At 68.9% G+C, this 24,557-nt stretch carries 24 protein-coding genes; 17 read left to right on the plus strand and 7 right to left on the minus strand.

All coding sequences use genetic code 11. The features are described from left to right. Nucleotides 1–942: 942 nt before the first annotated feature. The 12 genes from MKL09_RS30710 (at nucleotide 943) to MKL09_RS30765 (ending at nucleotide 11,425) form a co-directional block, all read left to right on the plus strand. On the plus strand, nucleotides 943–2,529 hold the full coding sequence (locus MKL09_RS30710; RefSeq protein ID WP_244025738.1) for an ABC transporter substrate-binding protein: 1,587 nt from the start codon (nucleotides 943–945) through the stop codon (nucleotides 2,527–2,529). A gap of 194 nt (nucleotides 2,530–2,723) precedes the next feature. Further along, complete coding sequence (locus MKL09_RS30715) at nucleotides 2,724–3,665, plus strand: ABC transporter permease (RefSeq protein ID WP_091863565.1); 942 nt, start codon at nucleotides 2,724–2,726, stop codon at nucleotides 3,663–3,665. After that, on the plus strand, nucleotides 3,662–4,621 hold the full coding sequence (locus MKL09_RS30720; protein WP_244025739.1) for an ABC transporter permease: 960 nt from the start codon (nucleotides 3,662–3,664) through the stop codon (nucleotides 4,619–4,621). The genes MKL09_RS30715 and MKL09_RS30720 overlap by 4 nt, the downstream gene beginning before the upstream one ends. Before the next feature lie 10 nt (nucleotides 4,622–4,631). Next, entirely contained in the window at nucleotides 4,632–5,645 is a 1,014-nt protein-coding gene (locus tag MKL09_RS30725; protein ID WP_244025740.1) for an ABC transporter ATP-binding protein, read from the plus strand. A 262-nt stretch (nucleotides 5,646–5,907) separates the two neighbouring features. Then, entirely contained in the window at nucleotides 5,908–6,912 is a 1,005-nt protein-coding gene (locus tag MKL09_RS30730) for an ABC transporter ATP-binding protein (RefSeq protein ID WP_244025741.1), read from the plus strand. A gap of 19 nt (nucleotides 6,913–6,931) precedes the next feature. Continuing rightward, complete coding sequence (locus MKL09_RS30735; protein WP_244025742.1) at nucleotides 6,932–8,071, plus strand: amidohydrolase/deacetylase family metallohydrolase; 1,140 nt, start codon at nucleotides 6,932–6,934, stop codon at nucleotides 8,069–8,071. A gap of 205 nt (nucleotides 8,072–8,276) precedes the next feature. After that, the gene (locus MKL09_RS30740) at nucleotides 8,277–8,378 is read left to right on the plus strand and encodes a type II toxin-antitoxin system RelE/ParE family toxin (RefSeq protein WP_244025743.1); all 102 of its coding nucleotides are present in this window, start codon (nucleotides 8,277–8,279) and stop codon (nucleotides 8,376–8,378) included. Further along, nucleotides 8,379–8,672 (plus strand): type II toxin-antitoxin system RelE/ParE family toxin, encoded by a 294-nt coding sequence (locus tag MKL09_RS30745; protein WP_313901220.1) that lies wholly within the window; start codon nucleotides 8,379–8,381, stop codon nucleotides 8,670–8,672. It begins immediately after the preceding gene. After that, on the plus strand, nucleotides 8,641–8,967 hold the full coding sequence (locus MKL09_RS30750; RefSeq protein ID WP_244025744.1) for a helix-turn-helix domain-containing protein: 327 nt from the start codon (nucleotides 8,641–8,643) through the stop codon (nucleotides 8,965–8,967). Before MKL09_RS30745 ends, MKL09_RS30750 begins: the two co-directional genes overlap by 32 nt. A 339-nt stretch (nucleotides 8,968–9,306) precedes the next feature. After that, on the plus strand, nucleotides 9,307–10,077 hold the full coding sequence (locus MKL09_RS30755) for an ABC transporter ATP-binding protein (protein ID WP_244025745.1): 771 nt from the start codon (nucleotides 9,307–9,309) through the stop codon (nucleotides 10,075–10,077). Continuing rightward, complete coding sequence (locus MKL09_RS30760) at nucleotides 10,070–10,990, plus strand: ABC transporter permease (protein ID WP_244025746.1); 921 nt, start codon at nucleotides 10,070–10,072, stop codon at nucleotides 10,988–10,990. Before MKL09_RS30755 ends, MKL09_RS30760 begins: the two co-directional genes overlap by 8 nt. A 270-nt stretch (nucleotides 10,991–11,260) precedes the next feature. Then, entirely contained in the window at nucleotides 11,261–11,425 is a 165-nt protein-coding gene (locus tag MKL09_RS30765) for a hypothetical protein (RefSeq protein ID WP_409567023.1), read from the plus strand. A gap of 14 nt (nucleotides 11,426–11,439) precedes the next feature. Here MKL09_RS30765 and MKL09_RS30770 read toward each other — a convergent pair whose 3' ends face one another. Further along, a complete protein-coding gene (locus tag MKL09_RS30770; protein ID WP_244025748.1) occupies nucleotides 11,440–11,682 on the minus strand; it encodes a hypothetical protein in 243 nt (80 codons plus the stop codon). A gap of 146 nt (nucleotides 11,683–11,828) precedes the next feature. On the opposite strand from MKL09_RS30770, the gene MKL09_RS30775 reads away from it, so the two are divergent. Then, nucleotides 11,829–12,911, plus strand: coding sequence for a YeiH family protein (locus MKL09_RS30775; protein WP_409567024.1), 1,083 nt, complete (start codon nucleotides 11,829–11,831; stop codon nucleotides 12,909–12,911). A gap of 248 nt (nucleotides 12,912–13,159) precedes the next feature. Continuing rightward, on the plus strand, nucleotides 13,160–13,609 hold the full coding sequence (locus MKL09_RS30780) for a MucR family transcriptional regulator (protein WP_244025749.1): 450 nt from the start codon (nucleotides 13,160–13,162) through the stop codon (nucleotides 13,607–13,609). A 511-nt stretch (nucleotides 13,610–14,120) separates the two neighbouring features. Here the strand turns inward: MKL09_RS30780 and MKL09_RS30785 are convergent. From MKL09_RS30785 to MKL09_RS30805, 5 genes are all read right to left on the minus strand, one after another. After that, nucleotides 14,121–15,725, minus strand: a complete 1,605-nt coding sequence (locus MKL09_RS30785; RefSeq protein ID WP_244025750.1) for an ABC transporter ATP-binding protein — start codon at nucleotides 15,723–15,725, stop codon at nucleotides 14,121–14,123. Nucleotides 15,726–15,728: 3 nt separating this feature from the next. Continuing rightward, nucleotides 15,729–17,150 carry a M20 family metallopeptidase gene (locus MKL09_RS30790; RefSeq protein ID WP_244025751.1) on the minus strand — a complete coding sequence of 474 codons (1,422 nt, stop codon included), beginning with the start codon at nucleotides 17,148–17,150 and terminating at the stop codon, nucleotides 15,729–15,731. A gap of 49 nt (nucleotides 17,151–17,199) precedes the next feature. Next, nucleotides 17,200–18,141 carry an ABC transporter permease gene (locus tag MKL09_RS30795; protein WP_244025752.1) on the minus strand — a complete coding sequence of 314 codons (942 nt, stop codon included), beginning with the start codon at nucleotides 18,139–18,141 and terminating at the stop codon, nucleotides 17,200–17,202. 13 nt (nucleotides 18,142–18,154) lie between these two features. Further along, nucleotides 18,155–19,072, minus strand: coding sequence for an ABC transporter permease (locus tag MKL09_RS30800; RefSeq protein ID WP_058190792.1), 918 nt, complete (start codon nucleotides 19,070–19,072; stop codon nucleotides 18,155–18,157). A 112-nt stretch (nucleotides 19,073–19,184) separates the two neighbouring features. After that, entirely contained in the window at nucleotides 19,185–20,717 is a 1,533-nt protein-coding gene (locus MKL09_RS30805; protein WP_244025753.1) for an ABC transporter substrate-binding protein, read from the minus strand. A 176-nt stretch (nucleotides 20,718–20,893) separates the two neighbouring features. Here MKL09_RS30805 and MKL09_RS30810 point away from each other — a divergent pair, with 176 nt between their 5' ends. Both MKL09_RS30810 and MKL09_RS30815 read left to right on the plus strand, forming a co-directional pair. Beyond that, complete coding sequence (locus MKL09_RS30810) at nucleotides 20,894–21,799, plus strand: LysR family transcriptional regulator (RefSeq protein ID WP_244025754.1); 906 nt, start codon at nucleotides 20,894–20,896, stop codon at nucleotides 21,797–21,799. Between the two features lie 206 nt (nucleotides 21,800–22,005). Continuing rightward, nucleotides 22,006–22,533 (plus strand): AAA family ATPase, encoded by a 528-nt coding sequence (locus tag MKL09_RS30815; protein ID WP_244025794.1) that lies wholly within the window; start codon nucleotides 22,006–22,008, stop codon nucleotides 22,531–22,533. A gap of 16 nt (nucleotides 22,534–22,549) precedes the next feature. Here the strand turns inward: MKL09_RS30815 and MKL09_RS30820 are convergent, their stop codons facing one another. Beyond that, nucleotides 22,550–23,305: a CDP-diacylglycerol diphosphatase gene (locus MKL09_RS30820; protein WP_244025755.1), complete on the minus strand. Its 756-nt coding sequence runs from the start codon at nucleotides 23,303–23,305 to the stop codon at nucleotides 22,550–22,552. Between the two features lie 111 nt (nucleotides 23,306–23,416). On the opposite strand from MKL09_RS30820, the gene MKL09_RS30825 reads away from it, so the two are divergent. Then, nucleotides 23,417–24,454: a DUF2891 domain-containing protein gene (locus MKL09_RS30825; RefSeq protein ID WP_244025756.1), complete on the plus strand. Its 1,038-nt coding sequence runs from the start codon at nucleotides 23,417–23,419 to the stop codon at nucleotides 24,452–24,454. Nucleotides 24,455–24,557: the final 103 nt, after the last annotated feature.

Raw genomic sequence — 24,557 nt, forward strand, 5'->3', positions numbered from 1 at the left:
GGCGTGTTCAACGGCTCCCGCTACCGCACGGTCATCGCCCCCCGGATCGCCGCCTTCATCCGCGCCCAGCAGGCGGAAGCCGGAGCGCGCGGCTCGCATCTGCGGCAGGTGGGCTGAAACCGGAGACGCCCTCTCCCGTGCGGGCTACGACGTTCACACATCGCTGCCGGATGTGAGCCAAGGCTAACCCCAAGCGCGGTTCCCTCCTCCGTAGAGCTACGGCCTACACAGTTTTGAGGCACCGGCGCTGTTGCAGGCCGCGACGCGCCCCCTCTCCCGTGCGGGAGAGGGTTGGGTGAGGGGCCAAGACTTTCCGGAGATGTCGCACCCCTCACCCTGTCCCTCTCCCGCACGGGAGAGGGGACCTGCGCCTCCTCCGCCAGCGGCAGGACCACGGCTCTGACCGAAACCTGTATAGCCTATAGCCCGCAGAGGGGGGGGAGGGAGAGACGCCTGTGTCCGGCTGTGCCCTCATCCGGAATGCGATTTATGAACACCGCAGCTCGTCGAGCGAAAGGCGCAGTGCGCCTTCGGACTCTGGGCTGCCGCCGCAGACGGGTAACCCCGCGAGCCCGACCGGGCTGTCACGCTGAATTATGAATTCTTTTTCGCGCATGATGGCGCGAGGCTTGCGAGACGGCGTCCGTGAGCACGATGACCGCCGACCCCACCGCACCCCGTTTTCCGGTCCAGCCGCCGTCCCGCCTCCGGTGGGCGGGACGGTGCGGGCGCGTGCATGAGGCGGGGAACGAGAATTCAATTCCCCAAAACCGTCTTGCGATAGCCGAGAACTGGCGCATGCTGCAGCGTCTGTAACATTTTGGCCCGTTTCGGGCTGAAATGACGGTCCGGAGACAGCGCCTTTCGTCGAACCCTTCACACGCCGCACCCGAGATGCAGGCCGGCGGCCGGGCCGAGGCCCGCACCGGCCAGGAGATCACGATGGACCGCAGGACGTTCCTCAAGGGCTCGGCCGCCATCGGGCTGGCCGCGCCGCAGATCGCCAGGCCGGCTCTGGCGCAGGGCACCAAGGTGCTGCGCTTCGTGCCCCAGGCGAACCTCGCCAATTTCGACCCGATCTGGGGTACGCAGTACGTGGTGCGCAACGCCGGCACCCTCGTCTGGGACATGCTCTACGGGGTCGACGCGCAGCTGACGCCGCAGCGCCAGATGGTCGAGGCCGAGGAGGTCACGGGCGACCAGCTGACCTGGACCTTCCGGCTCCGGCCCGGCCTGAAATTCCACGACGGCGAACCGGTTCTCGCCAAGGATGTCGTGGCGAGCTTGACCCGCTGGATGGCCCGGGACCCGATCGGCCTCATGATCCGGGGGATCCAGGACGAGCTTGCCGCCACCGATGACCGGACCTTCCGCTGGCGCCTGAAGAAGCCGTTCCCGAAGCTCCTCTACGCGCTCGGCAAGACCAACGCCCCGATGGCCCTGATCATGCCGGAGCGGATCGCCAAGACCGATCCGTTCACGCAGATCACCGACTATGTCGGCTCCGGCCCGATGACCTTCGTGCGCAACGAATGGGTGCCGGGCGCCCGCGCCGTGTTCCAGAAGTTCGCCGACTACAAACCTCGCGAGGAGCCGAATTCCTGGCTGGCCGGGGGCAAGCAGATCCTGGTCGACCGGGTCGAGTGGGTGATCATGCCGGACGCGGCCACCGCCTCGGCGGCGCTGCAGAACGGCGAGGTCGACTGGTGGGAGAACCCGATCTCCGACCTCGTCCCGCTGCTGCGCAAGAACGCCAACCTCAACGTCGATATCGCCGACCCGCTGGGCAATATCGGGTCGTTCCGGATGAACCACCTCTATCCGCCGTTCGACAACCCGAAGATCCGCCAGGCCGTCCTGACCGCCATGAGCCAGGAGGATTACATGCGGGCGATCGTCGGCGACGACGACAGCCTGTGGAAGCCGCTGCCGGGCTTCTTCACCCCGGGCACGCCGCTCTACACCGAGGCTGGGGGCGCCCAGGTCGGCAAGGGCGACATCAAGCTCGGACAGAAGCTGCTCAAGGAAGCCGGCTACAAGGGCGAGCCGGTGGTCTGCGTCGTGGCGCAGGACCAGGGGATCACCAAGGCGCAGGGCGACATCACCGCCGACCTGCTGAAGCAGATGGGCTTCAACGTCGATTTCGTCGCCACCGACTGGGGCACCACCGGCAGCCGCCGGGCCTCCAAGGCGCCGCCGGCCCAGGGCGGCTGGAACATGTTCCACACCTGGCACGCGGGCGCCGACGCCATCAATCCGGCCGGCTACCCGGCGGTGCGCGCCGGCGGCGACAAGGCCTGGTTCGGCTGGCCGAACGTCCCGCCCGTGGAGACGGCCATCGCCGAGTGGTTCGACGCGGCCGATCCGGCCGCCGAGAAGGCCGCCATCGACAAGGTCAACGCGGCGGCCTGCGAAGGCGTGGTCTACGTCCCGACCGGGTTCTTCCTCGGCTACCAGGCTTGGCGCAAATCGGTCTCGGGCATCGTGAAGGGGCCGATCCCGTTCACCTGGGGCGTGTCGAAGGCGTGATGAAACATCCCGCGATCGTCCCGTTCGGCGCGACGCGCCCCCTCTCCCGTGCGGGAGAGGGCTGGGGTGAGGGATGCGCCCTCTCCGGAAAGATCTGTCCCCTCACCCTGTCCCTCTCCCGCACGGGAGAGGGGACCTGCGCCCCAGCCGGATGCCGCCCGGGGCGCGGGCAACCGATGAGATAGGGGAGACCTATGCTCGGCTATATCGGCAGGCGCATCCTGGCCACCATCCCGGTGATGGCGGTGGTCGGCTTGTTCGTCTTCAGCCTCCTGTACTTCGCCCCCGGCGATCCGGCCGCGATCATCGCGGGCGATCAGGCGACGCCGGACGACGTGGCGCGGATCCGCGCCTCGCTGGGCCTCGACCGGCCGTTCCTGGTGCGGTTCGGCGAATGGTCCTGGCAGATCCTCCACGGGGATCTCGGCACCTCGATCTTCACCAACCTGCCGGTCACCACGATGATCGGCCAGCGGGTCCAGCCGACCGTGTCGCTGATGCTCGTGACCCTGATCCTGGCGATCGTGGTGGCGGTGCCGCTCGGCGTCGTGGCGGCCTGGAAGGCCGGCAGCCTGATCGACCGGCTGGTCATGGGCCTCGCCGTGCTGGGTTTTTCCGTGCCGGTCTTCGTGGTCGGCTACGTGCTCGCCTACGTGTTCGCCCTCGAGCTCGGCTGGCTGCCGGTGCAGGGCTACACGCCGATCGAGCAGGGCCTGTGGCCGTGGTTCGCGAACCTGATCCTGCCCGCGGTGACGCTCGGCCTCGTCTACATCGCGCTGATCGCCCGGGTGACGCGGGCGACCATGCTGGACGTGCTGAGCCAGGATTACGTCCGCACCGCCCGGGCCAAGGGGCTGGCGCAGGGGCCGGTGCTGTTCATCCACGCCCTCAAGAACGCCGCGGTGCCGATCGTCACCGTGATCGGCATCGGCATCGCCCTGCTGATCGGCGGCGCCGTGGTCACCGAGACGGTGTTCGCGATTCCCGGCCTCGGGCGCCTCACCGTCGATGCGATCCTGCGGCGCGATTACCCGGTCATCCAGGGCGTCGTCCTGCTGTTCAGCTTCGTCTACGTGCTGGTGAACCTCGCCATCGACCTGTTCTACACCTTGCTCGACCCGAGGATCCGCTATTGACCGCGACCGTCGCGCCTCTCTCCGGTCCGCCCCTCGCCAAGGGCCCGCCGCTCAAGGCGCCGCCGCCTGCCGGCATCGCGGTCGCTACGCCGATGCCGGACGTGATCCCGGCGCGCAAACGCCGGGGGCCGGTCTGGACCTATGTGCGCCGCAACCCGACCATCGTGGCAGGCGGCCTGCTGCTGCTGATCGTGTTCCTGATGGCTTTGCTCGCCCCCTATCTCGGCACCGTCGATCCCACCGCCCTGGCGCCCGCCAAGCGCACCCGCGTGCCCTCGGCCCAGTACTGGTTCGGCACCGACATGCTCGGCCGGGACATCTACTCGCGCGTGGTCTACGGCGCCCGCGTCTCGCTGCTGGTCGGCTTCTCGGTGGCGCTCCTCGCCTCGGTGGCGGGGCTCGCGGTCGGGCTGATCTCCGGCATGGTGCGCTGGCTCGACGGCATCGTCATGCGGATCGTCGACGGCATGATGTCGATCCCGCCGATCCTGCTCGCCATCACCCTGATGGCGCTCACCCGCGGCTCGGTCCAGAACGTGATCGTGGCCATCACCATCGCGGAGATCCCCCGGGTCGCCCGGCTGGTCCGGGGCGTCGTGCTGTCCCTGCGCGAGCAGCCCTATGTCGAGGCTGCCGTGACTACGGGCACGCGCATGCCGGCGATCATCTGGCGCCACATCCTGCCCAACACCCTGGCGCCCATGACCGTGCAGGCGACCTACATCTGCGCCTCCGCGATGATCACCGAGGCGATCCTGTCGTTCATCGGCGCGGGCGTGCCGCCCTCGACGCCGTCCTGGGGCAACATCATGGCCGAGGGCCGGGCCCTCTGGCAGGTGAAGTTCTACATCATCCTGTTCCCGGCGATCTTCCTGTCCATGACGGTGCTCGCGGTGAACCTCGTCGGCGACGGCCTGCGCGACGCCCTCGATCCCCGCATGGCCAAAGACGCATGAGGCTGGATACATGAGGAGCCCCGGCGTGAGCGGCGTACCCCTCCTCTCCATCGAGAGCCTGCAGGTCCATTTCCGCACCCCCGACGGGGCCAACCGGGCGGTGGACGGCGTGTCCTTCGCGATCCAGGCCGGCGAGACCCTGGCGATCGTCGGCGAATCCGGCTGCGGCAAGTCGGTGACCGCGATGTCGATCCTGCGGCTCCTGCCCGAGCCGCCGGCCAGCATCGCCGGCGCCATCCGGTTCGAGGGGCGAAATCTCCTCGACCTGCCCATCAAGGCGATGCGCAAGATCCGCGGCAACGACATCAGCGTCATCTTCCAGGAGCCTATGACCAGCCTGAACCCGGTGCTCACCGTCGGCCGCCAGATCGGCGAGACCCTGCGGCTGCACCAGGGCCTGAGCCGGCGTGAGGCCGAGGCGCGGGCGGTGGAGATGCTGACGCTGGTCGGCATCCCCGAGCCGGTGCGCCGGGTGCGGGAATACCCGCACCAGCTCTCGGGCGGCATGCGCCAGCGGGTGATGATCGCCATCGCGCTCGCCTGCTCGCCGAAACTCCTGATCGCCGACGAGCCGACGACGGCGCTCGACGTGACCATCCAGGCCCAGATCCTCGACCTGATGCGCGACCTGAAGCGCCGGGTCGGCGCCGCGATCATGCTGATCACCCACGATCTCGGCGTGGTCGCCGAGGTCGCCGACCGGGTGGTGGTGATGTATGCTGGCCGGAAGGTCGAGGAGGCCTCGGTCCGCGACCTGTTCCGGGCGCCGCGCCATCCCTACACCCGTGGCCTGATGGGGGCGGTGCCCAAGCTCGGCGCGGTCGAGCACGGCGCCACCGAGCGGCTCGCCGAGATCCCCGGCATGGTCCCGAGCCTGAAGCAGCGGATCGAGGGCTGCGTCTTCGCCGGCCGCTGCCCGGACGTGACCGACCTGTGCCGCACCTACGCCCCGGCCCTGGAGCCGAAGGCCCCGGCCCACCTCGCCGCCTGCCACTACGCGCCCAAGGACGCCCTCGCGGCATGATTTTTTTTCATGAGACCGCCGAGTCGGGCCTCTCGATGCGGCCGCGCGCTTTCCCTTCCCCCTTCTGCGGGGGAGGGTACCCTGCGGAGCAGGGGGGGAGAGGAGAGCGCCGCTTCCGGACAGGGCGCGGTGACCGCTACATCCGGCACCGTCGCGCAGCCCCTCTCTCGACCCTCGCTGACGCGAGGGCCACCCTCCCCCGCAGGGGGGGGAGGGGACGCGCTGCGCGCGCCTTTTCTCGTCTCGTCACGGAGACCTGCCCGTGACCACGACCGCCCGCACGCTCCTCCAGGTCAACGACCTCAAAAAGCACTTTTCCCTCGGCGGCGGCCTATTCGGCCGGTCGACCCGGGTGCTCAAGGCGGTGGACGGCCTGTCCTTCACGGTGGATCGCGGCGAGACCCTGTCGTTGGTCGGTGAATCCGGCTGCGGCAAGTCCACGGTCGCCAAGGCGCTGATGCGCCTCTACGTCCCCACGGCCGGACAGGTGGTGCTGGCCGGCCGGCGCATCGACGACCTTTCCGCCGGCACCCTGCGGCCCCTGCGGCGGCGGATGCAGATGGTGTTCCAGGACCCGTTCTCGTCGCTCAACCCGCGGATGCGGGTGCGGGCGATCCTGGCCGAGCCGATCCGCAATTTCGGCCTGGCCAAGGGCTCGGCCGACCTCGAGGCGAAGCTCGCCGCCCTGATGGAGCGGGTCGGCCTACCGCGGGAGGCCTTGGGACGCTGGCCCCACGAATTCTCCGGCGGCCAGCGCCAGCGCATCGGCATCGCCCGGGCGCTCGCCGCCGAGCCGGACCTGATCATCTGCGACGAGGCGGTCTCGGCGCTCGACGTCTCGGTGAAGGCCCAGATCGTCAACCTGCTGTGCGACCTGCAGCGCGAGCTCGACCTCGCCATGCTGTTCATCTCGCACGACCTCGCCATCGTCGAGCACATGACCCACCGGGTGGCGGTGATGTATCTCGGCAAGATCGTCGAGATCGGCCCGCGCCGGGAGCTGTTCCTGTCCCCGAAGCACCCCTACACCCAGGCTCTGCTCTCCGCGGTGCCGATCCCGGAGCCCGGGGCCGGGCGCACCCGCATCGTGCTCAAGGGCGACGTGCCGAGCCCGATCGACCCGCCCAGCGGCTGCCGCTTCCACACCCGCTGCCCGCAGGCCTTCGAGCGCTGCCGGGTCGAGGAGCCCCGCCTCGACTCCGTGGGCGCCGGCCATCTGGCCGCCTGCCACCTCAACGAAGACACCGTGGCCGCCGAAGCCGCCTGAGATCGGAGCGGAGACAGCCGTGCAGCACGACCTCATCCTCAAGGGCGCGCGGGTGATCGACCCGTCGCAGAACCATGACGGCGTCTGCGACGTCGCCTTCGCGGAGGGCCGCGTCTCGGGCTTCGGCCGCGATCTGGTCGCGGGCCCGGGCACGCAGGTGCGGGAGATGGCCGGCGCGATCGTCACGCCCGGGCTGATCGACCTCCACACCCATGTCTATTGGGGCGGCACCTCGATCGGCATCGACGCCGACGATTTCTGCCGCACCTCCGGGGTGACCACCTCGGTCGATACCGGCAGCGCCGGGCCGGGCAATTTTCCCGGATTTCGCAAGCACGTGATCGACCGGTCGGAGGCGCGCATCCTCGCCTATCTCCACGTGTCGTTCGCCGGCATCTTCGCCTTCTCCAAGACGATCATGGTCGGCGAGAGCCAGGATCCGCGTCTGATGGCGCCGCGCGAGGCCGTGGAGGTGGCCGAGGCCAACCGGGACGTGATCGTCGGCATCAAGGTCCGGGTCGGGCGCAACTCCTCCGGCGACCAGGGCACCGCGCCGCTCAACATCGCCCTCCAGGTCGCGGACGAGACCGGCCTGCCGCTGATGGCCCATATCGACGAGCCGCCGCCGAGCTACGAGGAGGTGCTCGCGATGCTGCGCCCCGGCGACGTGCTGACCCACGCCTTCCGGCCGTTCCCGAACGCGCCCGTGACCGCGCAGGGGGCGGTCAAGCCGGCGCTGCGCGAGGCCCGGGCCCGGGGCGTGCTGTTCGACATCGGCCACGGCAAGGGCTCGTTCGCGTTCAAGACCGCCCGGGCCATGCTGGCGGGTGGTTTCCTGCCGGACACGATCTCGTCCGACGTGCACCAGCTCTGCATCGACGGGCCGGCCTTCGATCAGGTCACCACCATGTCGAAGATGCTCTGCCTCGGCATGAGCCTGCAGGCGGTCATCGCCGCCTCCACGGTCAACGCCGCGGTGGCGCTCAAGCGGATGGAGTACGGCACCCTGAAGGTCGGGGCGCTCGGCGACGCCACCGTGCTGTCGGTGCGGGACGGCGCATTCGATTACGTGGATACAAGGGGCGAGCACATGACCGGCGCCCAGCGGATTGTTTCCGAGGGCGTGGTGCTGCGGGGCCAATGGTGGCACCCGGTTTGAGGTTGGGACGGGCTCTGCGGAATGCGCAGGCTAGTTTGCCTTGAAGTGTCACACTCAGTGCTATAAATTGATGAGCGCGGCGGTCAGGATCATCTCTTGCGCGGTCAGGGCCAAGATCGCGCGTAAGCCAGCAAGGTTCACAAGTCTGTCGTGAGGCATAGGATTGGATAGCGTTCGTATCGGGCCCAGGCCCGGCGAGGCTATCATGAAGATTTACGTCACATCAGCTTTCTCAAAAATTGCTGAGAAAGCCGATGTTTCCGACGATGCCTTGCGCGAAGCCGTCGCTCGTGCGGAGAGGAACTAGATCGACGGACCGCTCGGCGGTTACCTCATCAAGCAGCGCGTCGCACGCCGAGGGCAGGGACGGTCGGCGGGCTTCCGAACCATCCTATTCTACAGGCGCGGCGAAACCTCCGTGTTCATCCATATGTTCGCCAAGAACAGAAAAGCGAACCTAACCAAGCGCGAGCAGGACGCGTTCCGCGATTATGCCGAGCAGTTGGCCCAGCATACCGAAGAATACTTTTCCCGCCTTGTTGCCGAGCGCGGATGGAGGCGAATCGACGATGAGCAGCGCGAAGAAGACGTACCGCAGTGATGCGCTCCAGTCGCTTCACGCGGCCGTCACGGATTCCTACGCAGTTGGAGCGATCGACAAGGCGACGATGCGCCGGTTCGATGTCGCCTGCCTTACCCCTGTGGAGCCCCTGGCCCCGGAGGCAATCAGGCAGATCCGGGAGACGGCCAAGATGAGTCAGGCGATCTTCGCGCTCGCCCTGAACGTGACGACATCGTTGGTGAGCCAATGGGAGCGGGGTGAGAAGAAGCCAAGCGGTCCCTCGCTCAAGCTCCTCTCACTCGCTGCCAACAAGGGCATCGAGACGATCATCTGAATGCTGCTGCCGCAGCGATTGTGGTCTCTACCTGGGCCTAAGACCTCAGCGCCCCATGCCCGAACGAACGGCACGGCGAGGACCATCGGAATATGCGGTCGTTCAGGGTTGGGGAGGAACGGCCCTGGATTTTTTTACGATCGGCCTTGGTTCGATCCATCGCCTGCAACGCGCCGTCGACAAATAAACAACCGTCCCAATCCGGACAGCAATCCTAGTTTATTAAGAATACCAGGCTTTACAGCCTCTCCGCATCGACCCTACACTTTCCCGTGAAGTCCGGACCATCTCCGGGCTGTCAGCGACACGCGGCCCAAGCCGCGGCGCCAGGGAGGATGGATGGGTACGGGTCAGCCTCTGCTGGAAGTCGATGGCGTCACGCTCCGCTACAAGACGCCCGACCACCTCGTCACGGCCACCTATCGGGTGAGTTTCAAGGTCTGGCCCGGGGACCGGTTCGTCCTGCTCGGGCCGTCCGGCTGCGGGAAGTCGACCCTGCTCAAGGCGGTGGGCGGCTACATGGCCCCCACCGAGGGGGAGATCCGATTGAAGGGCCGCTCGGTGACCGAGCCCGGGCCCGACCGGATGATGGTGTTCCAGGAATTCGACCAGCTCCTGCCGTGGAAGACGGTCCGGCAGAACGTGATCTTCGCCCTCGAAGCCTCGGGCCGGCTGAAAGGCCGTGAGGCGCTGGAGCGGGCCAACCTCTACATCGACAAGGTCAACCTCACGAAGTTCGCCGACAGCTACCCGCACACCCTGTCGGGCGGGATGAAGCAGCGGGTCGCCATCGCCCGCGGCATGGCGATGGAGCCCGACATCCTGCTGATGGACGAGCCGTTCGCGGCGCTCGACGCGCTGACCCGGCGGCGCATGCAGGACGAACTGATGATGCTCTGGGAGGAGACGCGCTTCACGGTCCTGTTCGTGACGCACTCGATCCCCGAGGCGATCAAGCTCGGCTCGCGCATCCTGCTGCTCTCGCCCCATCCCGGCGAGGTCAAGGCCGAGCTCAACAGCGCCGCCACGCCGGAAGCGGCGCTGCGGCTGGAGAGCCGCATCCAGCAGATGCTGTTCTCGGAAGAGATCGAGGAGGCGGAGAATGTCTAGCGCACGCGTTCTGACCGGTGCTCCCCTGACCGTGCCGCCGCGCCCGGCCGCCGTCGAGCCGATCCGCCCCGAGATCGTGCGGGAGACCGGCCAGGCCCACGGCGCCCCGGTGGTGGAGAAGCCGCTCTCGGTGTTCGAGCGCCTCTACAACCAGGCCTGGCTGCGCAAGATCCTGATCCTGGTCCTGCTCGCCGGAATCTGGGAGGCCTACGGGCGCTACCTCGATAACGACCTGCTGTTCCCGACCTTCTCGGCCACCATGGAGGCGTTCTTCCGGGCCGTCGCCGACGGCACCCTGCCGGCCCGAGCCTGGAGTTCGCTGAAGGTCCTGCTGATGGGCTACGCCGCCGGCGTCGTTCTGGCGACCCTGCTCACCGGCATCGCCATCGCGTCGCGGATCGGGACCGACTTCCTCGAGACCCTGACGTCGATGTTCAACCCGCTGCCAGCGATCGCGCTGCTGCCGCTGGCGCTGATCTGGTTCGGCCTGGGCAACGGCAGCCTGATCTTCGTGCTGGTCCATTCGGTGACCTGGGCGATCGCGCTCAACACCCATTCCGGCTTCCTCTCGGTGAGCCGGACGCTCCGGATGGTCGGGCGCAATTACGGGCTGTCGGGCCCGCGGCTGATCGGCAAGATCCTGATCCCGGCGGCGTTCCCCTCGATCCTCACCGGCCTGAAGGTCGGCTGGGCCTTCGCCTGGCGCACCCTGATCGCGGCCGAACTGGTGTTCGGCGTCAGCTCCGGGGCGGGCGGGCTCGGCTGGTTCATCTTCGAGAACAAGAACATGCTCGACATCCCGAACGTGTTCGCCGGGCTGCTCACCGTGATCCTGATCGGCCTCGTGGTCGAGAATCTGATCTTCCAGACGATCGAGCGCCGGACCATCCAGCGCTGGGGGATGCAGGCCTGACGGCCAGGCCGATCCTCTTCCTCGCGGAGGCGCCGACCCTGGCGGCCGGCGTCTCCCGCGCGCGATAAGCTGAGGGTCCCGGAAGGTTTTATGGCCGAGATTGAAGATCTGGTATGACCAGAACCCGATGTTTCCCGTGAAACATTCTGGGTCCAGAACGCGCGGGCTCAGCGGGCAGAATTCCTGCGACACAGCTGAGGTAAAGCTGCGTCCATGGTTGCTGGATCGGAGAGCACTTGCGCAGGATCACTCGGTTCTCCAGAGCTACGGATGAAGGACACGACGATGGCGCATCACCACAGCGCCACGCAGCCGCCGGGCCGGGGCAAGGCGTTTTGGGATGCGGAAGTGGCCAAGATGGTCGAGGTCTGTCACGCCCCGATCGACGAGGCGGACAGCCACGCGATTGCGGCCGACCTGGCAGATACCTATTGAGCGGTCGCAGCGCCTCAGCGCAGGGCCACGGCTTGGGCAGCGTAGGCGACGACGCTCTGCACCGCGGGCATGTCGTAGGCGTAGATCCGTCCAGCCAGGATCGTCAATGCGAGCGTCCAGAACACTGCACCACCGACCCGACGGGCGGTCCGATCACCCGCAGCGGTCGGGCACGCATCGGCTACGCCCTGGGCGACGGGCTCGCCGAAAGGGTCGAACGCCATCGTCGTCGACCGGATGTCAGGGGTGGTGCGCATGCTGGTGAATTTCGCGCTCCGAACCCTGCCATGCAATGGACGCGTCTTCCGAAGATTTCTCCAGACGTAGAGCATCTTTCTCTCGCGCGCATTTGCGACAAACGTTTTCTTCCCTTTGCCGTGATGCCGACCACGGAGCGACCGTCGTGAGTCTCAAAACCTCGTCCCGGACGGGTGCCACCGAGACGGCCGCGCGGGACGCGTCCGCCGCCTCCGTCCTGCCGGGCATCGGCCTGTGTGCGGCGATCACCGCTGTGGCCATGGCAGCGCAGGCGGTCGAGGAGCGCGTCGCCGGCCATCCCTATGTCGAGGCGCTGGTGCTCGCGATCCTGATCGGGATCGCCGTGCGCACCACCTGGACGCCGGATGCAAGGTTCCGCACCGGCATCGCGTTCTCGGCCAAGCAGCTTCTGGAGGTCGCGGTGGTCCTGCTCGGCGCCTCGCTCAGCCTCGGAGCGATCCTGGCCTCCGGGCCGGCCCTGCTCGCCGGCATCGTCGGCACCGTGGTGATCGGCATCGGCGCCAGCGTGGCGATCTGCCGGGCCCTCGGCCTGCCGCCCCGGATGGCGATCCTGGTAGCCTGCGGCAACGCCATCTGCGGCAACTCGGCCATCGCCGCGGTGGCGCCGGTGATCGGAGCCCAGCCCAAGGACATCGCGGCCGCCATCGCGTTCACCGCGGTGCTCGGCGTGCTGATGGTGCTGGGGCTGCCGCTGTTCGTGCCGCTCGCGGGCTTGAGCGACAACCAGTACGGCGTGCTGGCCGGCCTCACCGTCTATGCGGTGCCGCAGGTACTGGCCGCGACCGTGCCGGTGAGCCTGCTCTCCACCCAGGTCGGAACCCTGGTCAAGCTCGTGCGCGTGCTGATGCTCGGACCCGTCGTGGTGGCGTTCTCGCTGATCGCCCCGCGCCTGCCTCAGGAGGCCGGAACGGAGGCGAGGGGTCCGAAGGGACGCCCCGGCCTGACCAAACTGGTGCCGTGGTTCATCCTGGGCTTCCTGGCTCTCGCCACGTCCCGCTCGCTCGGGTTGATCCCGGACGCGGCGGTCAAGCCGCTGACGCAGCTCGCGGGCGTGCTCACGGTCCTGTCCATGGCAGCCCTGGGCCTCGGCGTCGATGTCCGCGTGCTCGCTCGGGTCGGCGGTCGGGTGACGCTGGCGGTGACCGCATCGCTGGCCGTTCTGGTCGCCGTCAGCCTCGGGCTCATTCACGGCCTCGGGATCGGGTGAGTCTATGAACAGGACGAACTTCGTTCTGAGTTTCGTATTTAAAATTTTCTTTGCATTTGAGCCTGCGAGCTGGAGCAGAATGACTGCTGCGCTCGATAAAGACAGAAGGTCTGAAAATCGGGTTCCTTAGAGATGCATTAAAATTCTCCTGAGCCAGCCATCGGCTCAAGAAAACATCTTGACACTGTGATGATTTTTGCTTTGGAGACAGGCTGTCCCAAACGAAATCTTAGACTGGATCTTCCGCCGTGCCCGAATCGATTCCTGAGAGCCACATCGAACTCGCCGTGCTGGTGGGCGACGTCGTCGCGGCCTATGTTTCGAACAACCCCGTCCCGCCGGCCGCCCTGCCGGAACTCATCGCCAGCGTGCACGGTGCGCTGGTCAATCTCGACCGGAAGCTGCCTGTCGTGGCCGAGCCCGTGATCGAGCCGCCGACGGCGGCGCAGATCCGCAAGTCGGTCCAGCAGGACGGTATCATCAGCTTCATCGACGGCCGGTCGTACAAGACGCTGAAGCGCCACCTGACCGCCCATGGCCTGACGCCGGAGCGCTACCGCGAGCGCTATAGCCTGCCGACCGATTATCCGATGACGGCGCCGGGCTACGCCGCGCAACGCTCCGCGCTCGCCAAGGCGATCGGCCTCGGCGTTCCGGGGGCCCGCGCCGATCAGCGCCGGACCGGCACGAACGGCTGATCGACGCCGGCCGGTCGGGGCGGAAGGCTGCGCCGATTACCGCCCGCGGAACGGCAGCACGCGCGCTATCATCCCGGGCAACCGGGCCCGCGACGGGCGGCCGAAGGTCTGGGCCCAGCTCAGATAGATGATGCGCGCGCCGATGCGTTCGGCAGCCTCCGGCGCAGCCGCGCGGCTGTCACCGGTGCCGGGCCTCCGCGCGGCCCGGTGCGCCGATCCAGCGCGGCGGGACGGCTTCGCATCGGGCCGGAGACGCATGCGCGGGGATCGGGGATCATCGGGCTTGGCTGAGAACGACACGTCAAGAATCCCCGTCCGCGTTCGAGGGGCGAGCGGGGACGGACATTTCGGTCGGCCGTAGATCCGCCAGGGCGCTCGGCCCTCGATAATGCGGCCATTCTATCGAATGGCTCGAAGCGGGACAGGCGGCGTTCGTCCAAAAAACTTGTCTCTGTGTCCCAGGACATCCCTGGCGTCCCAGGGAGGGGACCGAATGTCTCACGCACGCCCGCTACGAAGCGCGGGCCCCCGGAACCGCCGCCAGCAGACTGCGGGTGTAGGCGTGCTCCGGGGCAGCGAACAGGTCGGCGGTCCCGCGCATCTCCACGATCGCGCCGCGATGCATCACGGCGATCCGGTCGCAGATCGTCGCCGCCACCCGCAGGTCGTGGGTGATGAACAGCATCGCCAGCGACAGCCGCTGCTTCAGGTCCTCCAGCAGATCCAGCACCTGGCGTTGGACCGAGACATCCAGCGCCGAGACCGCCTCGTCGGCGACCAGCACGTCCGGCTCCATGGCGAGCGCCCGGGCGATGCCGATGCGCTGGCGCTGGCCGCCCGAGAACGCATTCGGGTAGCGGGCCGCCGCCTTCGGGTCGAGGCCGACCAGGTCGAGGAGGCTCCGGGCGCGCTCCCGCGCCTCCGCGGCCGGCACGCCGTGGGCGATCGGGCCGGCGATGATGATCTGCTCTACGGTACGCCGCGGATTCAGCGAGGCGAACGGGTCCTGGAAGATCATCTGGATGCGGCTGCGCTGTTGCCGCAGCTCCGCGCTGCGGAGGGCGGTGTAGTCGAGGCTGCCGAGCCGGACGGTGCCGCCATCGGGCTCGATCAGCCGGATCGCCAGCCGCGCCGTGGTCGACTTGCCGGAGCCGGATTCGCCGACCAGCCCCAGGGTCTCGCCGCGCCGCACGTCGAAGGCGACCTCCTTCACGGCCGCCACCACCCGGGGCTTGCCGAACAGGCCGGCCTTGGTCGTGTAGGTCTTGGACAGCCCGATCACCGACAGGGCCACGGGGGCCGCCTGGACGGCCGCGCGCGCGGGCGGCGTCAGGCTCGGCACCGCGGCGAGCAGGGCCTTCGTGTAGGGGGCCTGGGGATCGCGCAGCACCGCCTCGGCGCTGCCCGACTCCACCAGCCGGCCGCGCTGGAGGACCGCAACGTGGTCGGCGATCTCGGCGACCACGCCGAAATCGTGGGTGATGAACAGGACGCTCATCCCGCGCTTGCGCTGCAGGTAGCGGATCAGCCGCAGGATCTGGGCCTGGGTGGTGACGTCGAGCGCCGTGGTCGGCTCGTCGGCGACCAGGACCGACGGCTCCAGGGCCAGCGCCATGGCGATCATCGCCCGCTGGCGCTGGCCGCCGGAGAGCTGGTGCGGATAGGCCCGCACCGCCTCCTCGGGATTGGGCAGCCCGACCTCGGTGGCGAGCGCCACCGCCCGGGCGCGCCGCTCGGCCCGGGTAAGCAGGTTATGCGCCTCGAACATCTCGGCGATCTGGTCGCCGATGCGCATCACCGGATTGAGCGCGGTCATCGGCTCCTGGAACACCATGGCGATGCGCCGGCCGCGCAAGGCGCGCCAGGCCGGCTCGTCCAGGGCCAGCAGGTCCCGGCCCTCGAACAGGATCGAGCCGCCCTCGGGCTTGAGTGCCCGGGGCAGCAGGCCGGTGAGCGCGTAGGCGCTCATCGACTTGCCCGAGCCCGATTCGCCGACCACGCAGAGGATCTTTCCGGGCTCCAGGTCGAGGTTCAGGCCCTCGACGGCGTAGGGACGGTCGGCGCCCTTGGGGAGCGCGATCGTCAGGTCACGGATGCGGACGACCGGCTCGCTCATGGATCAGGTCCTCGCTGCGCGGCGGCGTAAAATGTCCGGGCCGGCCTCGCCGAGATCCCAGAACAGCCCGGCCATGATCGCCAGGCCCTCGCGGGTGCTGGAGGCGAGCATGTGCTCGTCCGGCCCGTGCTGGCGGCAGGCCGGGTAGGAATGCGGCACCCACAGGGTCGGCAGGCCCAAGATCTCCGAGAAGGCGTCGTTCGGCAGCGAGCCGCCGAGATTGGGCAGCAGGGCCGGTTTTTTTCCCGTGCTCGCCTCGATCGACAGAAGCGCCCAGTCCACCCAGGGGTCTTCCACCGGCAGCCGCGTCGCTTGAAAAACCTCCGCGGCCCGGGCCGGCCGGACCTCGATCATCGGGAAGCCGTTGGCGTCGAGATGCGCGCGCACGTTCTGGATCAGGTTCTGCCAATCGGTGCCGACCACGAAGCGCAGCTGCAGGGTCGCCTTGGCATGGGGCGGCACGGCGTTGAGCGGCCCGTCCGGATCGCCGGTCTTGAAGGCCAGGACCTCCAGGGTGTTCCAGGCGAAGACGCGCTCGGCCGGGCTGAGCCCGGGCTCGCCCCAATCGGCATCGATCGTGGGCGCGGTCGGATCCTCGCCGACCCGGATGTCGCGCAGCGCCGCGCGCACGCCCTCGGGGATCGGCGGCGGCCGCAGGGCCTCGACCCGGATGCTGCCGCGGGCATCGACCATGGACGCGATCGCCGAGGCCAGCACGGTGCCGGGGTTGCGCAGCAGGCCGCCCCAATTGCCGGAATGGTGCGGGCCCTCGCGCAGGTTCAGGCTCAGCTCGAAATTGTAGGCGCCGCGGGAGCCCAGGAAGAGCGTCGGACGCTCGGCGCTGAGCCGCGGCCCGTCCGATGCGATCAGCACGTCGGAGTGCAGGGCGTCCGCTTGCGCGCGGCAGAACGGCCGCAGGCCCGGCGAGCCCGCCTCCTCGCCCATCTCGATCAACAGCTTCACGTTGAAGCCAAGGCGGCCGCCGCGCGCCGCGATCACTTGCTCCAGGGCCGCGAGGTTGATGACGTGCTGGCCCTTATTGTCGGCGGTGCCGCGCCCGTACCAGCGGTCGCCCTCGACCACGATCTCCCAGGGGCCGAGCCCCGCACGCCACTGCTCGGGATAGCCCCGCACCGTGTCGCCGTGGCCGTAGATCAGCACGGTCGGCAAGTCCGGCCCCTCGTGCCGCTCGGCGATCAGGAACGGGCCGTGGACTCCGTCCGGATTGTCGAATTTTTTGGGGGACTCGAAGCCGAGGCGGGTGACGACCGGCGTGATGAAGGCGTCGAGATAGGCGTGCAGGGCGGCTTCCTGCCCCGGCGCCTGGCTCTCGGTCGGGTAGGCGACCGCCTCGCGCAGGAGCGCGAGGAACGCGCCCGAGTCGAAGGTCTCGGTTGCGCGTGCGATGGCGTCGTCTCGCATCATGGTGTGTTTCCCGTGAAACATTGCGGGGCTTCGCCGGAGCCGATCCGCATCAATGCCGTGCCTCGGGGGCGGTGATGTCCCGCAGGCCGTCGCCCAGAAGATTGATCGCCAGCACGAGGAAGAGGAGCGCCACGCCCGGGATGGTGATCACCCAGGGCTGGAAGAACATGTACTGCTTGCCCTCGGCGATCATCAGGCCCCAGGACGGCAGCGGCGGCTGCACGCCGAGGCCCAGGAACGACAGGGCGGCCTCCAGCAGGATCGCGTGCGCCATCTCCAGCGTCGCCACGACGATCAGCGCGTTGAGGATGTTGGGCAGGATCTCCTGGAGCACGATCCGCAGGTCGGTGAGGCCCGAGGCGCGCGCCGCCGAGACGAAATCCTGGTTGCGGATCTGCTGGGTGGCGGCCCGGGTCACCACGGCGAAGCGGTCCCAGAGCAGGAAGCCGAGCACCAGCACCACGACCTTGAGCGAGCCGCCGACCAGCGACGCCATGGCCAGCGCCACCAGCACCACCGGCATCGCCAGCCGGGTGGTCACGATGTAGCTCACCACCGAATCGACCCAGCCGCCGAAATAGCCGGCGCAGAGGCCGAGCACCGTGCCGATCAGCCCGGAGATCAAAGCCGCCGAGATCCCGATCAACAGGGAGATCTGGCCGCCGTAGAGCAGGCGGCTGAGGTAGTCGCGCCCGAGCTTGTCGGTGCCGAGCACGTGGTCCCAGGTGCCCTTGGCCTGCCAGATCGGCGGGATCAGGCGGCGCGAGACGTCCTGCGCGTAGGGGTCGTGCGGGGCGATCAGCGGGGCGGCCAGCGCCGCCAGCACGATCAGCCCGAGGATGCCGGCGCCGATCAGGAGGCCGCCGTGGTGCAGGCCCCGCCGCAGGACCAGGCTGGTGGGCGAGCGCACCGGCGCCAGGGCGGTCGGCACCGCGATGTCCGGGGGGAGGACGGGGGCGGCGAGCGCCGCCGTGTCGGGGGGGAGGCTCATGGGCGGCGCATCCTCACGATTGGCGCAGGCGCGGATCGAGGAAGGCGTTCAGCAGGTCGGCCGCCAACGTCAGGGCGATGTAGATCATCGCCAGGACCAGCACGATCGCCTGGACCACCGGGAAGTCGTTGCGGGCGATGGACTCCCAGGCGAGCTGGCCGAGCCCCTGCAGTGAGAACACCGCCTCGATCACGATCGAGCCGCCGAGCATGAAGCCGAACTGCACCGCCGCCAGGGCGATCACCGGGATCACGGCGTTGCGCAGGGCATGCCGGACCAGGATCTTCCGCGGCGGCAGGCCCTTGGCCCGGGCGGTGCGGACGTAGTCGGAGGCCAGCACCTCCAGCATGCCGTTGCGGGTGAGCCGCATCACCGCCGGCATGGCGTAGTAGCCGAGCGCCACCGCGGGCAGGACGAAGTTCTTCCAGCTCGCGTTGCCCGAGACCGGCAGCCAGCGGAGGTTGACCGAGAAGATCAGGATCAGGGTCAGCCCGAACCAGAAGCTCGGCATCGCCTGGCCGAGCACCGAGATCGACAGGGCGAGCCGGTCGATCCAGGTGTCGCGCTTGACCGCGGCGATCACCCCGAGCGGCACTGCCACGAACAGGGCCACCGCGAGGGCGATCACACCGAGATAGAGGGTGATCGGCAGGCGGGCGGCAAGCAGGTCTATGACCCGCTCGCGGAAGTAGAAGGAATTGCCGAAGTCGAGATGCAGCGCCTTCCAGGCCCAGGCGAGGAACTGGGCCAGCAGCGGCTGGTCCAGGCCGTAATCCTTGCGGATCTGCACGATCTGGGGGCCGGTGGCCTCCGGCCCGGCGATCGCCGTGGCGAGGTCGCCGGAGAGGTGGAGCAGCATGAAGCTCGCCACCGAGACCGTGAAGGCCACCGCCAGGGCGACCAGGATGCGCCGGAGCGTGAAGGCCAGCATGGGACTCAGGCTCCTTCCTGCTGATAAGGATCGAGCGCGCGCCCGCTCTCCCGTGCGGGAGAGGGGGCACGTCGCGCAGCGCCCGCTCGGTCCGGTGAGGCGGCGGACATGATCACTTCCAGGACGCCGCGTAGAAGCGCGGCACCTCGTCCGGCTGGGCGGTGAAGGTGAGGTCCGACGTGAAGGCGTAGTTGGTCGCGTAGGAGAACATCGGCAGGGCGTAGGCCTCTCCGGCGATCCGCTGGAGCGCCCTGGCGTAGGCGGCCTTGCGCTTGTCCGGATCGGTTGAGCCGTCGCCCGCCTGCAGATCGGCGATCACCTGCGGGTCCTTGGTCAGGTCCTCCTCGCCGCCGCGGAAATACACCCCGTCGAAGGCCGAGACGTCGTTGACCGAGAACGAGCCCCAGGTCTGGTAGCCGATCGAGATCTTGCCGGCCCGCAGGGAATCCCGGAACGCGGCGTAGCGCAGGTAGTTGAGCCGCACCCTGATGCCGACCGCCCCGAGATAGCCGATCACCGCCTCGGCGTAGTCCCGCTCGCGATAGGCGCCGAGATCGATCTCGAATCCGTTCGCGTAGCCGGCTTCCTTGAGCAGGGCCTTGGCCTTGGCCGGGTCGTAGGGGTAGCGCATCACCCCCTGGTCGTTGCAGCCGAACTGGTCGACGAAGCAGAGCGCGTTCATCACCCGGGAGGCGCCGCGCACGAGGTTGTCGACCATCGCCTTGCGGTCGATGGCGTAGGAGATCGCCTGCCGGACGCGCACGTCCTTGAGCGGCGAATTCTCCCGGGCGCGGCTCAGCGTATCGAACTGCAGGAAGCCGACCCGCATCGTCTCGGAGTTCAGCACGGTGACGTTGGGCGCGGCGCGCAGCTGCTCGGCCTGATCGCTCGGCACCCGCCAGATCCAGTCGACGCCGCCGGTCATCAGCTCGGCCATCCGGCTCTCGCCGTCCGGGATGACCCGGAACTGCAGCTTGCCGATCTTCGGCTTACCGAGCGGGCTGCCGGCCCAGTACTGGGCGAAGCGCTCCATGGTGACGCCGCGGCCGCTATCGACCTTGGTGATCTTGTACGGGCCGCTGCCGATTGGCGCCTTGGCGAAGCCGTCGAGGCCGACCTTTTTGAAATAGGCCGCCGGGAAGATCGGGGTCGGGCCGGCGAGGTATTCCAGCGCCGCCGGGAACGGCGCCTTGAGGTGGATCCGCACGCTGTGCGGGCCGGTGACCTCCACCGACTTCATCCAGTCGACGTTCTGGCGGGTGACGGTGCGGGCCTCTGGCGTCAGCACGTAGTTGAACGTGAAGGCCACGTCCTCGGGCCCGAGCGGGTCGCCGTTGTGGAAAGTCACGCCCTCGCGGATCGTCAGGTCCAGGGTGGTGTCGTCGGTCCAGGTCCATGCGGTGGCGAGCATCGGCTTGTAGGTGCCGTCGGCCGGGTCGCGCCACAGCAGCGTGTCCCAGCAGTTGCGGGCCAGCACGACGCCCTCGCGGGCGCTGTTGTGATAGGGGCTGACGTTCTCGGGCTCGCTGTCGGAGGCGTAGACCAGGGTGTCGTCGGCCTTGCCGGCGAGCGCCGGGCTCGCGGCGACCAGTGCGATCAGGGAAGCCGCCAGGGAAGCGGTGAGGGTGATCGTCCGTACCGGCATGTCGACTCCGTCTCCGACGGCAAGGCGACAGGACGCTGGGAGAGACTCCGCGACTGCCGCCTTTTTCACCCTGCCATGATGTTGTGCATCTGAGATCGCAACAAGTAGAATTTGGCGAGCGCTGCATTGCCGTTTCGGCAACGGAGATGTGGTATAAGTGAATTCGAGGCAGGATAATGCAGATTACTGGGCTGCGCTACTTCCTGGCCGTCGCCCGAACCGGCTCGATCGCGGCGGCCTCGGCCCAGCTCAACGTCGCCGCCTCGGCGATCAGCCGGCAGATCGGCAACCTGGAGGCCGAGCTCGATTGCGTGCTGTTCGAGCGGCGCCCGCGCGGCATGGTGCCGAGCCCGGCCGGCGAGCTCCTGGCCCAGCACGCGCACCAGATGCTGGTCCGCTCGGAGCAGGTGGTCACCGAGATCCGCGAGCTGGAAGGCCTCGCCCGGGGCCTGATCCGGGTGGCGAGTTCGGAAGGGTTCGCGCTCGACATCGTGCCGAACGCCGTGGCGTCCTTCCACGCCGCCCATCCCGGCCTGCGCTTCGAGGTGACGGTGCTGCCCCCCGCCCAGGTGACCCAGATGGTGGCCGCGGGCGAGGCCGATCTCGGCATCACCTTCGCGCTTGCGCCGACCACCCAGGTCGAGGTGCTGTATGACGGGCGGGTCGACATGCGGGCGCTCACCGCCCCCGACCATCCCCTGGCGCGGGCGAGGGTCGTGCAACTCGCCGATCTGCCGAACTATCCCGTCGCCCTGCCGACCCGGGACACGACCCTGCGGCAGGTGTTCGACGCCGCCTGCCTGCACGAAGGCGTCGTGGTCGAGCCGGTGCTGACCGCCAACAACCTCGCCGCCCTGCTGCCGTTCGTGCGCAACTCGCGCGGCCTCGCGCTGATGTCGGCGCTGTCGGTGCGGACGCCGGTGGACCTGAACGCCCTGGTCAGCCTGCCGATCCGCGCCCGGGCGAGCCTCGCCCGGGGCATCCAGGTCCAGGCCATGCGCGACCGGCGGCTGCCCCGGGCGGTGCGGGGCTTCCTGCGCCAGCTCATGGACGCGCTGCCGCCGCCGGTGGGGGAGGGCTGAGCAGATCTTCGGCGGGGTCATCGCCGTCGCGTGACGAGCATCCGAGATAAACCAAGATTCAGGATGGCATAAGCACCGGACGGATGCTGAAGGATCCGGATCCCGGTCTGTTGGCCCTCCGGATCCTTATTCCGCTCGACTGGCCGTGCGGGCTTGCCATTTCGGATCTGTGTGATGATTCTGTCGGCGAGCGTCGGGGCGAGTCCATGATTCTCGATGAGCTTGGGCCGCGCATCTGCATCATGGGGCCGTCGAACAGCGGCAAATCCACCCTGGCGGTCGCGATCGGGCGGACCCGAGGCCTGCCGCCGATCCATCTCGACCAGCTCTACCATCGGCCGAACACCGACTGGGAGCCCCGCCCCGAGGAGGAATTCCGCGCGCTGCACGACGCGGCGATCCTCGGCCCGTACTGGGTGATGGACGGCAACTACTCCCAGTACCTGCCGCAGCGAATGGAGCGGGCGACGGGCGTCATCCTGCTCGATGTCCCGACCAGGACCAGCCTCCTGCGATACCTGCGCCGATGCTGGTTCGAACGGGACCGACCCGGTGCGCTCGAAGGCGGCCGGGACAGCGTGAAATGGGACATGATCCGCCATATCGCGGTCGCCACCCCGGCGAATCGCGGGCGATACGCGGCTTCGTTCGACCGCATCGGCCTGCCGAAGCTCCGGCTGGACACGCCGGGTGCGCTGGCCCGCTTCTACCTCACGGCCGGGCTCGATCGCTGATCGGCGGCACGCTGCCTCAGGCGCCGCCTCTGCCCGACGCGACGGCGCAGCTATGGTCCATCACGTCCTCGGCGCTGGCGCTCGGCGCCCGGTAGGCCAGCAGCAGGAAACCCGGCTCGGGATCGCCCGGCGGCGTGGCGAGCGCGGCAAAACTCGTCCGGTGCAGGTCCGGCCGGGGACCCGGCAGGGTGCGCAGGGCCGCGAACGGGTTGAAGCGTTCGGCCTCGGCGGCGGGCACCCGCATCGCGTGGTAGCGATCCCCGGCGAGCGGCACCGGGAAGCGCGTCCAGGTCCCGTGGATCTCGCGGCCATGCGCCTTCACGGCGGCCAGCACGCTGGGCTTCAGGCAATCGAGATGGATGTGGAGCTGGTCCTGGCTCCGTCCCCGGGCCGAATTGACCGCCAGCCCCACCGCCTCGGGCGGCAGCCTGCCCTTGAGGGCGTCCGACACGAACGGGCGCGCCGCCAGCGCCGCCCGCCAATAGGCGGCCCCCCGCCGCCCGCGCAGGACCGGGGCTTCGAGCCCGGCCACGGTGTCGGTGGGCATCACCACGATGTGGGTCGGCTCGCCGGGCGCGCGCAACACCGCCGAGCCGGGGCGGTTCGTGTCGCCGAGATCGACCGAGAGGCACGGAAACGTCCGGTCGGCGATCCGCTTGGCGAGCACGCAGGTCTTCAGCGCGGCCCACAGGACGTCCCGGGTCGGGTCCGGCGCCGCCGCGGCCGGCATCGCGAGCGCGACGAGGAGGACGGCGATCGGCGCACGGCGCATGGAAGGTCCCGATGAGGCTGGGGCGCCGGGGGCTGCCCGGCTCGCCACGCTTGCGATAACCATCTCGGACCACGCCGGCAAAGCACCCGGTGCCGCATGGGACGTCTCGCGATGCCGAATGCACTCACCCCGGAGATCGGCGCCCGCTTCGCGGCGGTCGCCCTCGGCCACGTCACCCGCGAATACCCCAACAAGCCCGGCCATGTCCTGGCCGGACCCGCGGATGCGCGCACCCCCGCGGCTTTGCACCCGGTCTTCCACGGCAGCTACGATTGGCATTCCTGCGTCCACGGATATTGGCTGCTGGCGCGGGTGCTGCGGCTGTTCCCCGAAGGCGTGCAGGCCGGGGCGATCCGCACGCTTCTCGACGGGCAGCTGACCCCGGAAAAAGTCGCCGGGGAATGCGCCTATTTCGCCGCCCCGACCGCCCGGGGCTACGAACGGCCTTACGGCTGGGCCTGGCTCCTGAAGCTCGCCGACGAACTGTCCCGCCTGCCCGAGCGCCGCTGGGCCGAGGCCCTGGCGCCGCTCGCCGGCCTGATCGCGCAGCGGGTCCGGGACTTCCTGCCGATCGCCCCCTATCCGGTGCGGGTCGGCACGCATTTCAACACCGCCTTCGCGCTGCGGCTGGCGGCCGACTACGCCGAGGGCGCGCGGGACGCGGGCCTGTCCGACCTGCTGCGGGGCACCGCCGAGCGCTGGTACGGGGCGGACATGGATTGCCCCGCCTGGGGCGAGCCTGGGGGCGACGACTTCCTGTCCTCCGCGCTGATCGAGGCCGAATGCCTGCGCCGGCTGCTGCCGCCTCAGGAATTCCGGCCCTGGTTCGACCGGTTCCTGCCGGATCTCGCCGCGGGGCGGCCCGCGACCCTGTTCCGGCCCGCCACCGTGACCGACCGCAGCGACGGCAAGATCGCCCATCTCGACGGTCTGAACCTCAGCCGCGCCTGGTGCTTCCGCGCGCTCGCCGCTGCCCTGGACCCGGACGATCCCCGCCGCCCCCGGCTCCAGTCCGCCGCCGAGGCGCACCTGGAGGCCGGCCTCCCGCACGTGACCGGCGACTACATGGGCGAGCACTGGCTCGCGACCTTCGCGCTGCTGGCGCTGGACACCGAACCGGCATCCGGCCCAGGCGCCACCGAAGGATGAGAAGTTCTTGAGAACCTTCGGCCGCAGGCGACGTTGTTCCCTGTCGGCCGCATGCGCGGCGCGAACAAAAAAAGGACCACCCCCGAAAGAGCGGTCCGAAGTC

The organism is Methylobacterium sp. J-048, from assembly GCF_022829515.1.
GTDB lineage: Bacteria > Pseudomonadota > Alphaproteobacteria > Rhizobiales > Beijerinckiaceae > Methylobacterium.